General features: G+C 66.4%; 8 protein-coding genes. 1 reads left to right on the top strand and 7 read right to left on the bottom strand.

Going from position 1 to position 13,376, the window contains the following annotated elements:
• The first annotated feature begins 6 nt into the window (after positions 1–6).
• On the top strand, positions 7–1,176 hold the full coding sequence (locus OHU89_RS29790; protein WP_405647360.1) for a M48 family metalloprotease: 1,170 nt from the start codon (positions 7–9) through the stop codon (positions 1,174–1,176).
• A 90-nt stretch (positions 1,177–1,266) separates the two neighbouring features.
• Here OHU89_RS29790 and OHU89_RS29785 read toward each other — a convergent pair whose 3' ends face one another.
• The 7 genes from OHU89_RS29785 to OHU89_RS29755 all read right to left on the bottom strand — a co-directional run bounded on the left by OHU89_RS29785 (position 1,267) and on the right by OHU89_RS29755 (position 13,312).
• Complete coding sequence (locus tag OHU89_RS29785; RefSeq protein ID WP_405647357.1) at positions 1,267–1,797, bottom strand: DUF1707 and DUF4190 domain-containing protein; 531 nt, start codon at positions 1,795–1,797, stop codon at positions 1,267–1,269.
• A gap of 147 nt (positions 1,798–1,944) precedes the next feature.
• The gene (locus tag OHU89_RS29780) at positions 1,945–5,844 is read right to left on the bottom strand and encodes a DNA-directed RNA polymerase subunit beta' (RefSeq protein WP_365409134.1); all 3,900 of its coding nucleotides are present in this window, start codon (positions 5,842–5,844) and stop codon (positions 1,945–1,947) included.
• A gap of 94 nt (positions 5,845–5,938) precedes the next feature.
• Positions 5,939–9,424 (bottom strand): DNA-directed RNA polymerase subunit beta, encoded by a 3,486-nt coding sequence (gene rpoB, locus OHU89_RS29775; RefSeq protein WP_266888978.1) that lies wholly within the window; start codon positions 9,422–9,424, stop codon positions 5,939–5,941.
• A 624-nt stretch (positions 9,425–10,048) separates the two neighbouring features.
• Positions 10,049–10,432, bottom strand: coding sequence for a 50S ribosomal protein L7/L12 (gene rplL / locus OHU89_RS29770; RefSeq protein ID WP_365409131.1), 384 nt, complete (start codon positions 10,430–10,432; stop codon positions 10,049–10,051).
• A 110-nt stretch (positions 10,433–10,542) separates the two neighbouring features.
• Positions 10,543–11,073: a 50S ribosomal protein L10 gene (gene rplJ, locus OHU89_RS29765; protein ID WP_361481110.1), complete on the bottom strand. Its 531-nt coding sequence runs from the start codon at positions 11,071–11,073 to the stop codon at positions 10,543–10,545.
• Positions 11,074–11,359: 286 nt separating this feature from the next.
• The gene (locus tag OHU89_RS29760; protein WP_405647352.1) at positions 11,360–12,301 is read right to left on the bottom strand and encodes a hypothetical protein; all 942 of its coding nucleotides are present in this window, start codon (positions 12,299–12,301) and stop codon (positions 11,360–11,362) included.
• A 93-nt stretch (positions 12,302–12,394) separates the two neighbouring features.
• Complete coding sequence (locus OHU89_RS29755; protein WP_405647349.1) at positions 12,395–13,312, bottom strand: hypothetical protein; 918 nt, start codon at positions 13,310–13,312, stop codon at positions 12,395–12,397.
• Positions 13,313–13,376: the final 64 nt, after the last annotated feature.

Here is a 13,376-nt window from a genome sequence, read left to right as displayed (position 1 = left end):
CCCGACATGACCCAGCCGCCCCAATACCCCGACCAGCCGCCGCCCCGGTACCCCGAGCCGTCACCGCCGTATCCCCACCAACAGATCCCGCCGCAGTACCCCCACCAGACCCCTCCCCAAGCCCCACCGCAGTACCCCCAGACCTCCGCCCCCATACCTCCGCAGTACACCCAGCCCGCAACGCCCCCCAACACCCCACCCGCACCCACCGACCCGGCCCACCCCCACCACATCAGCACGGACCCCCGCCGGATCCACCTCTCCAACCAGCAGCGCCGCACCGACGCCACAGCCGTCGGCAATCTCCTGCTCCACCTGCCGAACTTCCTGTGCAGTCTCTTCGTCGTCGGTCTGGTCTCCGCGCTCTTCGGCGACTTGGCGCTCGTCGTGGTCCTGCTCTGGATCGCCAGCGGCGCACTCGTCTTCCACCGCCCCACCGAAAGCGCCCTCGCGCGCCATCTGCTCCGTCTGCGCTACCCCACGCCGCAAGAACGAGCCAAACTCGAACCGGTCTGGCGCGAGGTGACGGCACGCGCCGGCGTCGAGGGCCGTACCTACGAACTGTGGGTCGAGGACAGCGACAGCCTGAACGCGGTCGCCGCCGCCGGCCACATCGTCGGCGTCACCCGCTTCGCCATGAACCAGCTCCCCAACGGCGAACTCGCCGCCGTCATGGCCCATGAGCTGGGCCACCACGTCGGCGGCCACGCGTGGTCGGGTCTCCTCGGCTACTGGTACGCCCTGCCGGGCCGTATCGCCTGGCGCGTACTCAAGGCGGTCTCCACGGTCGCCTTCCACGTCTCGAAGGCCTTCGGCTGCTTCGGCGTGGCCTTCGTCGTCCTGCTCGTCGGCGGTCTGGCCTTCGCGACGGTCAGCACCCTGTACGGGCTCCCGCTGCTGATCCTCGGTGTGCCGTACGCCCTCGCCGCCGTCGGCCGCCGTTCCGAACTCCGCGCGGACGAGCACGCGGCCGCCCTCGGCTTCGCCCCGATGCTGGCCGCCGTCCTCGACAAACTGCACCGGCAGGAGCAGTACGACCAGGCCGAGGTCACCGCCCGCAACGGCGGCGTCCCCGTCGAGGAGGGCGCCCTGAGCCGGCTCCTGTCCTCGCACCCGGACCACCACACCCGGCTGCACCATCTGCAGCGGTACCTCCAGCCGCAGCAGCCGTACTGAGCCCGGAGGCCCGGACACGCCCGAGGGCGGCCGCTCCGAGAGGAGACCGCCCTACGGAACACGTCCGTGCGGAACCCGTCCGCGCAGCGTTCACCCGCTCCCGATGGCCACCGCGAGCATCAGCGTCAGGATCACGGTCCAGGCCGCGACCGACATCCACCCCAGGACCAGCCCGATCAGCGCCAGCCCGTCGCCGCCCTCCCCCGTGCGCTGGATCTCCGAGCGCGCCGCCTGTCCGAGCACTACCGCCGGAATCCCGGTGAACCCGAAGGTCGGCAGACACAGCACACCGCACACGGCGGCCCCCACGGCCTTCCCGTTGGTCCGCGGCCGGGGCAGGGCCACGAACGTCCGCGGCACGGCCATGGGCTGCGTCAAGGGCCCCTGAGGCAGATCCCCGACGAGCAGGGCCAGCTCCCCGACGGTCCGGGCCGTGTACGCCCGGGCGACCCGCTTGTCGAATTCCGCCTTCTCCAGCCGTCCCTCCCCGTACCCCGCCCTGAGCACGTCCACGGCCCGCTCCCGGTCGGCGTGGGAGGCGAGCATGGGCGACGGAACGGAATAGGGCTGCCAGGGCTGTGGGACGCCGCCCTGCCCGGGCTGCCACGAAGGATTCGACACGGAGTACCTCCCCAACCCCCCGAGCTCACTCCATGATGCGCCGAACCGGCATTCCGGGACAGACGGCGTAGCCATTCCGGACATGCCGAAGGGCGGCCACCCCGTACGAAACGGGGTGACCGCCCTTCAGTGCTTCAGAGCCGACGCCTACTGGTTGTACGGACCGTAGTCGTAGTCCTCCAGCGGAACGGCCTGGCCGGAGCCGGTGCCGAACGGCGAGTAGTCGATGTCGTCGTAACCGACGGCCGAGTACATCGCGGCCTTGGCCTCCTCGGTCGGCTCCACCCGGATGTTGCGGTAGCGGGACAGACCCGTACCGGCCGGGATGAGCTTACCGATGATGACGTTCTCCTTGAGGCCGATGAGGCTGTCGGACTTGGCGTTGATCGCCGCGTCCGTCAGAACTCGGGTCGTCTCCTGGAAGGAGGCGGCCGACAGCCAGGATTCCGTCGCCAGCGAGGCCTTGGTGATACCCATCAGCTGCGGACGACCGGAGGCCGGGTGACCGCCCTCCTGGACCACACGACGGTTCTCGGTCTCGAACTTCGAACGCTCGACCAGCTCACCGGGCAGCAGCTCGGCGTCGCCGGACTCGATGATCGTCACACGGCGGAGCATCTGCCGGATGATGATCTCGATGTGCTTGTCGTGGATCGACACACCCTGCGAGTTGTAGACCTTCTGGACCTCGCCGACCAGGTGGACCTGGACGGCACGCTGACCCAGGATGCGCAGCACGTCGTGCGGGTTGGTGGCACCCACGGTGAGCTTCTGGCCCACCTCGACGTGCTCGCCCTCGCTGACCAGAAGACGGGCACGCTTCGAGATCGGGAACGCCGTCTCGTCGCTGCCGTCGTCCGGGGTGACGACGATCTTCTTGGTCTTCTCGGTCTCCTCGATCCGCACACGGCCCTGGGCCTCGGAGATCGGGGCGACACCCTTCGGCGTACGAGCCTCGAAGAGCTCGACGACACGGGGCAGACCCTGGGTGATGTCGTCACCGGCCACACCACCGGTGTGGAAGGTACGCATCGTCAGCTGGGTACCGGGCTCACCGATGGACTGGGCGGCGATGATGCCGACCGCCTCACCGATGTCGACCAGCTTGCCGGTGGCCAGCGAACGGCCGTAGCACATCGCGCAGGTGCCGACCTGGGACTCGCACGTAAGGATCGAGCGGGTCTTGACCTCCTCGACACCGTGGTGCACGAGCTGGTCGATCAGCACGTCGCCGAGGTCCACGTTGGCCGGCGCGATCACCTTGCCGTCGATGACGACGTCCTCGGCGAGCATGCGGGCGTAGACGCTGGTCTCGACGTCGTCCGCCTTGATCAGCACACCGGCGGCGTTCTTCGAGGCGATCCGCAGCTTCAGACCGCGCTCGGTGCCACAGTCCTCCTCGCGGATGATGACGTCCTGCGAGACGTCCACCAGACGACGGGTCAGGTAACCCGAGTCGGCGGTACGCAGGGCGGTGTCCGCCAGACCCTTACGGGCACCGTGCGTGGAGATGAAGTACTCCAGCACGGACAGGCCCTCACGGAAGGACGCCTTGATGGGACGAGGAATCGTCTCGTTCTTGGCGTTCGACACCAGACCACGCATACCGGCGATCTGCCGCATCTGCATCATGTTTCCTCGGGCACCCGAGTCAACCATCATGAAGATGGGGTTCGTCTTGGGGAAGTTCGCGTTCATCGCCTCGGCAACCTCGTTGGTCGCCTTGGTCCAGATCGCGATGAGCTCCTGAGTGCGCTCTTCCTTGGTGATCAGACCGCGCTCGTACTGCTTCTGGACCTTCTCGTCCTGTGCCTCGTAGCCCTTGACGATCTCCTTCTTCGCCTCGGGAACGACGACGTCGGAGATGGCCACGGTGACACCGGAACGGGTCGCCCAGAAGAAGCCGGACGCCTTCAGGTTGTCGAGCGTCGCCGCCACGATGACCTTGGGGTAGCGCTCGGCCAGGTCGTTGACGATCTCGGAGAGCTGCTTCTTGCCCACCGAGTAGTCGACGAACGGGTAGTCCTCGGGCAGCAGCTCGTTGAAGAGCGCGCGGCCCAGGGTGGTGTTCAGACGGAACGAGTCACCGTTCTGCCACTCCGGCTCACCCTCCTCGCGCACCGGCGGGGTCCAGCCGCGCGGCGGGATGGTGCCCACCGGGAAGCGGATGTCGACCTGCGACTGGAGCGCGAGCTCGCCGGCGTCGAACGCCATGATCGCCTCGGCCGTGGAGCCGAAGGACCGGCCCTCGCCCTTGGTGTCACGCAGCTCGCCGTCGGTGGTGAGGAAGAACAGACCGAGGACCATGTCCTGGGTCGGCATCGTCACCGGACGGCCGTCGGCGGGCTTGAGGATGTTGTTCGAGGACAGCATCAGGATGCGGGCCTCGGCCTGCGCCTCCGCGGAGAGCGGCAGGTGGACGGCCATCTGGTCACCGTCGAAGTCCGCGTTGAACGCGGTGCAGACGAGCGGGTGGATCTGGATGGCCTTGCCCTCGACCAGCTGCGGCTCGAAGGCCTGGATGCCGAGGCGGTGCAGGGTGGGAGCACGGTTCAGCAGAACCGGGTGCTCGGCGATGACCTCTTCGAGGACGTCGTACACGACCGTGCGGCCGCGCTCCACCATGCGCTTGGCGCTCTTGATGTTCTGCGCGTGGTTCAGGTCGACCAGGCGCTTCATCACGAACGGCTTGAAGAGCTCCAGCGCCATCGCCTTCGGCAGACCGCACTGGTGCAGCTTCAGCTGCGGACCGACGACGATCACGGAACGCGCGGAGTAGTCCACACGCTTGCCGAGCAGGTTCTGGCGGAATCGACCCTGCTTGCCCTTCAGCATGTCGCTGAGGGACTTCAGCGGGCGGTTACCGGGACCGGTGACCGGACGGCCACGACGACCGTTGTCGAACAGCGCGTCAACGGCCTCCTGAAGCATGCGCTTCTCGTTGTTCACGATGATCTCGGGAGCGCCGAGGTCGAGAAGCCGCTTCAGACGGTTGTTGCGGTTGATCACACGGCGGTACAGGTCGTTCAGGTCGGAGGTCGCGAAGCGGCCACCGTCCAGCTGCACCATCGGGCGAAGGTCCGGCGGGATGACCGGGACGCAGTCGAGGACCATGCCCTTGGGGCTGTTGGAGGTCTGCAGGAACGCAGACACGACCTTCAGCCGCTTCAGCGCACGGGTCTTCTTCTGGCCCTTGCCGGTGCGGATGATCTCGCGGAGGCGCTCGGCCTCCTCGTCGAGGTCGAAGGTCTCCAGGCGCTTCTGCAGCGCCGCGGCACCCATCGAACCGTCGAAGTACGTGCCGAAGCGGTCGCGCAGCTCGCGGTAGAGCAGCTCGTCGCCCTCGAGGTCCTGGACCTTGAGGTTCTTGAACCGGGTCCACACCTCGTCGAGACGGTCGATCTCGCGCTGCGAACGGTCACGCAGCTGCTTCATCTCACGCTCGGCACCCTCGCGCACCTTGCGGCGCACATCGGCCTTGGCACCCTCGGCCTCGAGCTCGGCCAGGTCGGTCTCGAGCTTCTTGGCGCGGGCCTCGAGGTCGGCGTCGCGACGGTTCTCGACCTGCTGACGCTCCACGGAGACGTGCGCCTCCAGGGAGGGCAGGTCGCGGGTGCGGCGCTCCTCGTCGACGTACGTGATCATGTACGCCGCGAAGTAGATGACCTTCTCGAGGTCCTTCGGGGCCAGGTCGAGCAGGTAGCCCAGACGCGACGGGACACCCTTGAAGTACCAGATGTGCGTGACGGGCGCGGCGAGCTCGATGTGGCCCATCCGCTCACGACGCACCTTGGCGCGAGTGACCTCGACGCCGCAGCGCTCACAGATGATGCCCTTGAACCGGACACGCTTGTACTTGCCGCAGTAGCACTCCCAGTCCCGGGTCGGACCGAAGATCTTCTCGCAGAAGAGTCCGTCCTTTTCGGGCTTGAGCGTGCGGTAGTTGATCGTCTCGGGCTTCTTGACCTCGCCGTGGCTCCACTGACGGATGTCGTCAGCGGTGGCCAGACCGATCCGGAGCTCGTCGAAGAAGTTGACGTCGAGCACTATGCGTCAATCCCTCTCAGGGTTGTAAGTCATGGGGTCTGATACGGGGGTCCTGGGGCCGGAGGCCTTCATGGTGAAGGCCTCCGAACTCCCGTCAGACCTCTTCGACGCTGCTCGGCTCGCGCCGGGACAGGTCGATGCCAAGCTCCTCCGCAGCGCGGAAGACATCCTCGTCGGTGTCGCGCATCTCGATGGACATGCCGTCCGAGGACAGCACCTCCACGTTGAGGCACAGGGACTGCATCTCCTTGATGAGCACCTTGAAGGACTCGGGGATGCCGGGCTCGGGGATGTTCTCGCCCTTGACGATGGCCTCGTAGACCTTCACGCGGCCGGTGACGTCGTCGGACTTGATGGTCAGCAGCTCCTGGAGGGCGTACGCGGCGCCATAAGCCTCCAGCGCCCACACCTCCATCTCACCGAAGCGCTGGCCACCGAACTGGGCCTTACCACCCAGCGGCTGCTGGGTGATCATCGAGTACGGACCGGTCGAACGGGCGTGCAGCTTGTCGTCGACCAGGTGGTGGAGCTTGAGGATGTACATGTAACCGATGGAGATCGGGTCCGGGAACGGCTCACCGGAGCGGCCGTCGAACATCCTCGCCTTGCCGGTCGGCTGCACCATGCGCTCGCCGTCGCGGTTCGGGATGGTGTGGTTCAGCAGACCCGCGAGCTCGTCCTCACGCGCACCGTCGAACACCGGGGTGGCGACGTTGGTGCCCGGCGCGACCTGGTCGGCGCCGATGACCTGCAGGCGCTGCGCCCAGTCCTCACCGAGACCGGAGACGTCCCAGCCGCGGCTGGCGAGCCAGCCGAGGTGGATCTCCAGAACCTGTCCCGGGTTCATTCGGGACGGCACACCCAGCGGGTTGAGGATGATGTCGACCGGAGTTCCGTCCTCGAGGAACGGCATGTCCTCGATGGGAAGGATCTTCGAGATAACACCCTTGTTGCCGTGACGGCCGGCGAGCTTGTCACCGTCGGTGATCTTGCGCTTCTGCGCCACGTACACGCGCACCAGCTGGTTCACACCGGGGGGAAGCTCGTCGCCCTCCTCGCGGTCGAAGACGCGGACGCCGATGACCTTGCCGATCTCGCCGTGCGGGACCTTCAGCGAGGTGTCACGGACCTCACGGGCCTTCTCACCGAAGATCGCGCGCAGCAGGCGCTCCTCCGGGGTCAGCTCGGTCTCGCCCTTGGGCGTGACCTTGCCGACGAGGATGTCGCCGGCGACGACCTCGGCACCGATACGGATGATGCCGCGCTCGTCGAGGTCGGCGAGGACCTCCTCGGAGACGTTCGGGATGTCCCGGGTGATCTCCTCGGGGCCGAGCTTGGTGTCACGGGCGTCGACCTCGTGCTCCTCGATGTGGATCGAGGAGAGGACGTCGTCCTGCACGAGGCGCTGCGACAGGATGATCGCGTCCTCGTAGTTGTGACCCTCCCACGGCATGAACGCCACGAGCAGGTTCTTGCCCAGGGCCATCTCGCCGTTCTCGGTGGCCGGACCATCGGCGAGCACCTGACCCGTGATGATGCGGTCGCCCTCGTTGACGATGACCTTCTGGTTGACCGAGGTGCCCTGGTTGGAGCGGGCGAACTTGGCCAGGCGGTACGTGATGTACGTGCCGTCGTCGTTGGCGGTGGTGATGTAGTCCGCGGAGACCTCCTGGACCACACCGTCCTTCTCGGCCTTGACCACGTCACCGGCGTCGACCGCGGAGCGGTACTCCATGCCGGTGCCGACGAGCGGGGCCTCGCTCTTGATGAGCGGCACGGCCTGACGCATCATGTTCGCGCCCATGAGGGCACGGTTGGCGTCGTCGTGCTCGAGGAACGGGATCATGGCCGTCGCGACCGACACCATCTGGCGCGGCGAGACGTCCATGTAGTCCACGTCGTCACCGGGGACGTAGTCGACCTCGCCGCCACGACGGCGGACCAGGACGCGGTTCTCGGTGAAACGCATGTTGTCGTCGAGCGTGGCGTTGGCCTGCGCGATGACGAATCGGTCCTCTTCGTCGGCCGTGAGGTAGTCGACCTCGTCGGTGACGACGTCGCCGTCGACCTTGCGGTACGGCGTCTCCACGAAACCGAACGCGTTGACGCGGCCGTAGGAGGCGAGCGAACCGATCAGACCGATGTTCGGGCCTTCGGGCGTCTCGATCGGGCACATACGGCCGTAGTGAGACGGGTGCACGTCACGGACCTCGAAGCCGGCCCGCTCACGGGACAGACCACCGGGACCCAGCGCCGAGAGACGACGCTTGTGGGTGAGACCCGACAGCGGGTTGTTCTGGTCCATGAACTGCGACAGCTGGCTGGTGCCGAAGAACTCCTTGATGGAGGCGACGACCGGCCGGATGTTGATCAGGGTCTGCGGCGTGATCGCCTCGACGTCCTGGGTCGTCATGCGCTCACGCACGACGCGCTCCATACGAGCCAGACCCGTACGGACCTGGTTCTGGATGAGCTCGCCGACGCTGCGCAGACGACGGTTACCGAAGTGGTCGATGTCGTCGGTCTCGACGACGATGCTCGTACCCCGGTCTCCGACCGTCTCGGTCTCGCCCGCGTGCAGCTTCACCAGGTACTTGATCGTCGAGATGATGTCCTCGACGGTCAGGATGCCGGCGTCGAGCGGAGCGTCCGCGCCCAGCTTCTTGTTGACCTTGTAACGGCCGACCTTGGCGAGGTCGTAGCGCTTCGGGTTGAAGTACAGGTTCTCCAGAAGCGTCTGCGCGGCCTCGCGCGTGGGCGGCTCGCCCGGACGCAGCTTGCGGTAGATGTCGAGCAGCGCGTCGTCCTGGCCCTGGGTGTGGTCCTTCTCCAGGGTGGCGCGCATGGACTCGTACTCGCCGAACTCCTCGAGGATCTGCTCGGTGGTCCAACCGAGAGCCTTGAGGAGGACGGTCACGGACTGCTTGCGCTTGCGGTCGATGCGCACACCGACCATGTCGCGCTTGTCGATCTCCATCTCCAGCCAGGCACCCCGGGACGGGATGATCTTGGCCGAGAAGATGTCCTTGTCGGACGTCTTGTCGATGGAGGAGTCGAAGTAGACACCCGGCGAACGGACCAGCTGCGACACCACGACACGCTCGGTGCCGTTGATGACGAAGGTGCCCTTGTGGGTCATGAGCGGGAAATCGCCCATGAAGACCGTCTGGGACTTGATCTCGCCGGTCTCGTTGTTGGTGAACTCTGCCGTCACGAAGAGCGGGGCCGCGTACGTGAAGTCGCGGTCCTTGCACTCATCGATGCTGTTCTTCGGCGGCTCGAAGCGGTGGTCGCGGAACGTCAGCGACATCGACCCGGAGAAGTCCTCGATCGGAGAGATCTCCTCGAAGATCTCCTCCAGACCGGACTTGGTGGGGACGTCCTGACCTGACTCCAGAGCCTCCTCGACCCGACTCTGCCAGGCGGTGTTCCCGAGCAGCCAGTCAAAGCTCTCGGTCTGCAGCGCGAGCAGGTTGGGAACCTCAAGAGGCTCCTTGATCTTTGCAAAAGAGATGCGCAGCGGGGCAGTGCTGGCGCCATTGTTCGTATTCGCGTTCGAGGCAGTGCGCGAGGCGGCCAAGAGGGGGTCCTTCCGAGGGCTCGGACTCACTACGCGCGTACCGGTCCCACTCCTGCACACGAAGACAGGTACCCCCTGATCTGGCCTTATTCGGCCAGGTCAGAGAAGTTCTGATCATCGATGCTGAGGCGAGGGCAGACCCCTGGTGACGGGCAGGGGACAGCTAACAGGCAGCGCAAAGGGTCAGTGTAGCCACATGGCGCACTGATGTCCAGCCCCGATTTTCTGTGACCCTCGTTGTCCTCAACGCCTTCGGCACGCTCGCCCTCAACGCACGTTGATACTGCCCTCTTCGTCGCCGATCCATGCCTCGGATTCGGACCGTTCTGGCGACGCGTCCTGAGAATTGCGCGCCGCGTGCGGTTCGTCAAGGCCTGTCTTGCCCAAACCGGGTGCTGCGCTCGTCACTTGCGGTCTGCCTCCGGCCTGCCACCAGGGGCGCTCAAGGGGCACGACGAAGATCACCATACTCCCCACGACCACGGTCGCAAGGCAGCCGCCACGACGCCCTCGGGAACGCCGAAGAGCGACCACCCGGATGGATGATCGCTCTTCGGTGCGTCAGCGTTACAGCCCTCTTACGAGGCCCGTAGCTCGCGCGAGTCCGTGCGGACCCGTGAGGTGTTACTTGACCTCGACGGACGCGCCGGCGCCCTTGAGCGCCTCGGCGGCCTTCTCAGCGGCCTCCTTGGCGACCTTCTCGACGACGGGCTTCGGGGCGCCGTCCACGAGGTCCTTGGCTTCCTTCAGGCCCAGGGAGGTCAGCTCACGCACGACCTTGATGACCTGGATCTTCTTGTCACCGGCGCCGGTGAGGATGACGTCGAACTCGTCCTGCTCCTCCGGGGCGTCGGCAACGGCGGCGGGGCCGGCCGGGGCAGCGGCGACCGCGGCGGCAGCGGTGACGTCGAACTTCTCCTCGAACGCCTTCACGAACTCGGAGAGCTCGATGAGGGTGAGGGACTCGAACTGCTCGAGCAGCTCTTCCTGGGACAGCTTCGTCGCCATGTGGGCGATCCTTCCACTAATTCGGCTGGTGCCGGATGTACATGTGAGGCGGGCGTACGTTCGGCCCGCTGCGACCGTCGCCTCAGGCGGCGGTCAATGCGCGAGCCGAATTACTCGGCACCGCCCTGCTCGGCCTTCTTGGCACGAAGCGCTTCCGCGGTGCGGACGAACTTCGAGGGGAGCGCCTGGAAGAGCGAGGCAGCCTGGGACTGCTTGCCCTTGAACGCACCAGCCAGCTTGCTGAGCAGAACCTCGCGGGACTCGAGGTCCGCGAGCTTCTTGATCTCATCGGCGGACAGCGCCTTACCGTCAAGGACACCGCCCTTGATGATGAGGTTCGGGTTGTCCTTGGCGAAGTCACGAAGACCCTTCGCCGACGTCACCGGGTCACCGGAGATGAAGGCAACCGCCGTCGGACCGTTGAACAGGTCGTCGAGCGTGGAGATCCCGGCCTCGTTGGCCGCGATCTTGGTCAGCGTGTTCTTCACCACGGCGTACTGGGCGTCGTCACCGAGCGAACGACGCAGCGTCTTGAGCTGCGCCACGGTGAGACCCCGGTACTCGGTCAGCACAGCGGCGTTCGAGCTACGGAACTGGTCCGCGAGCTCGGCTACCGCGGCAGCCTTGTCGGGCCTTGCCATAAGCGTGGCCTCCTTCCGGGTGATGAGGACCGCTCAGAAGGGGCTACAGAAAACGAAACGCCCCGGCGCAGGCGCACGGGGCGTAGCTCGACCGGGAATCGCACGCTGTCTTGCAGCGAACGCCGGGAGCACATCCACAGTCACCTGCGCGGGTCGTCCGCGATTTTCAGCGGATCCTTCGGCCACCGAACCCTCTTGCGAGAGCACGGCAACGACCAGCGGTCTTTGGCTTCTGTAGGAGAGTACGTGACCCCGTCGCCGTCAAGCAAATCGGGTCCTACGGTGCTCAGCTCCCGCTGAGATCGCCGCTCTCCGCGAGCTCCTTGAACATCTCCATCAGGTCGAAGGTCTCGTCGGCCGGCGGCAGCTCGACCTCGGCCTTCGCACCGTAGTCGGAGAGCTTCATGCTCATCTCGACGGTGCCCTCCGGGCTGCTGATGCCGACGTCCATGCGGACCGGGAGGTCGTCCTCGTTGACCCAGACCTCGGTGTCGTAGCCCTTGATGCCGGCCTTCTTCATGCCGGCCAGGAGCTCCTTGCGCTCCTTGGGCTCCAGGACGTCCAGCGACTTGTTGGTCGCCATCATCTCCTCGACGGTGAGGGTGCCCTTGTAGTGCTCGGTGTCGGCCCCGTCGATCTTCTCGCTGCCCACGTGCTTGAGGTTGGGCGAGTCCAGGAGCATCGCCAGCTGCTGGGCGGGGTCCTGGTTCATGTCCTCCAGGCCGCCAGTCAGCTCCTTGGTGAGCTCCTTGTCCCCGGACTTCTCGGCCTGCTCGGCCACGGCCCCGAGGTCGAGCTTCATCCAGCGCTTGCCGTCCATCTCCTTGGCGGCGGCCGCGCCCGCGTCGACGTACACGACGTCGTTCTGCCAGATGATGCGGGCGTTCTTGGGCATGTCCGCGTCCGCGGCGAGCCCGGAGCCCTTCATCGTCATGTCCATGAGGGTCGGGTCCCAGCCCATGATCCCGCTCATGGTCATCCTGCCGCCGTCCGCGCCCGGCACCGACATGGTCATGTTGACCCGGGCAGACTTAGCCTCGGCCGTCTTCTTGTACGCCGCGGTGATGACCTGCGTGACGGAACGTTTCTTGCCCGTCTTCGCGCCCGTGTCGGTGGCGTCGTTCTTCTCTCCCCCGCCGCTGCAGGCCACGGCGCCCGCCAGCAGCATGGCCGCCGCGGCGGCCCCCGCACCTCTACGGCGTACCGAGCCGCGTATGGACATGCTCATGAGTCCCCCCTGGACCGAGTGATGCCTGTGGAAAGTTCGACCAGGACCATATCCCCCGTAGGACTCCCCCGTCCCCCGGGTTTCCGGCCCCTCTCAGGACGTGGTGCCGGCGACGGTGCCGCCCTGCTTCTCCAGCAGTTCCTTGAAGTCCTGGGTGTCGCTCGCCGCGGGCTCCTCGGCGGAGATCTTCACGCCGTAGTCGCTGTAGTAGGCGGTCTGGGTCAGGTCTCCGGTGGCCATCCGGCCCTTCTCGACCTTCTTGACCAGCAGATCCTGGTCGTCGACCCAGATGTCGACCTGCTCCGTGGTCACGCCCGCCTGCTCGAGCTGCTTCTTGAGGTCGGCGAGCTGGCTCGCGCTGAGGCTGGAGTTCTTGCCGGCGAGGTCGGCGACGTCGACGGTGCCCGAGTAGTGCGTGGTCTCCTGGCCGCGGACCTTCTCCGCGCCGACCTTCTTCACGTCCCCCGAGGCCAGCAGCAGCTTCAACGACTGGTTGGGCGTGGTGTTCTGCATCTGGTCCCTGAGGTAGGCACCGGAGCTGCCACCGAGGTCCGCGAGGTCGTCGTAGTCGTACCGGATCCAGTGCTTACCGCCGGCCTGCTCGGCGAACTTGTCGCCCATCTTCGCGTAGTAGGCGTCGGGCAGATAGCGGGCCTCCATCGACGTGGTGCCCAGCTGGCGCATGGTGTCGGCCATGGTGCCGCCGGTGTACTCGATGGTCATGGTGCCGGTGATGCCGTCATCCCAGCCGAGGGCTCCATCGGCGGTCATGGACATCATCGTGCCCATGGTGGTCGTGGACTCGACCCTGGCGGAGTCGGCTGCGTCGGTCGACTTCTCGGCGGAGCGCAGGGCCGCTACGGGGCTGAGGTTGCTCGTGTCCTTGCCGGACGCCTTGTCGTCCTTGCCGGAGCTTGCCGAGTCACCCGAGGACGTACAGGCAGCCAGGCCGGTCAGCGCGGTCGCTGTCGCGATCGCCAAGGCCGTCCGGCGCATGGTCGTGCTCTTCATTCGTCCCACCCCAATGCGGTTGCTGTGTCCGCACGTTAGCGCGGAGCACTGACACACGTACCCG

It is taken from the genome of Streptomyces sp. NBC_00019 (assembly GCF_045041015.1).
In the GTDB taxonomy this organism is placed as follows: Bacteria; Actinomycetota; Actinomycetes; order Streptomycetales; family Streptomycetaceae; genus Streptomyces.
The sequence above is the reverse complement of the archived record's forward strand: the minus strand, read 5'-3'. Positions and strand labels throughout refer to the sequence as shown.

What these genes read in the sequence shown, in the direction of transcription:
- OHU89_RS29790 (WP_405647360.1), top strand. Translation starts at nt 7, where the DNA reads ATGACCCAGCCGCCCCAATACCCCGACCAGCCGCCGCCCCGGTACCCC.
- rplL (WP_365409131.1), bottom strand. Translation starts at nt 10,432, where the DNA reads ATGGCGACGAAGCTGTCCCAGGAAGAGCTGCTCGAGCAGTTCGAGTCC.
- rplJ (WP_361481110.1), bottom strand. Translation starts at nt 11,073, where the DNA reads ATGGCAAGGCCCGACAAGGCTGCCGCGGTAGCCGAGCTCGCGGACCAG.
- OHU89_RS29760 (WP_405647352.1), bottom strand. Translation starts at nt 12,301, where the DNA reads ATGAGCATGTCCATACGCGGCTCGGTACGCCGTAGAGGTGCGGGGGCC.
- OHU89_RS29755 (WP_405647349.1), bottom strand. Translation starts at nt 13,312, where the DNA reads ATGAAGAGCACGACCATGCGCCGGACGGCCTTGGCGATCGCGACAGCG.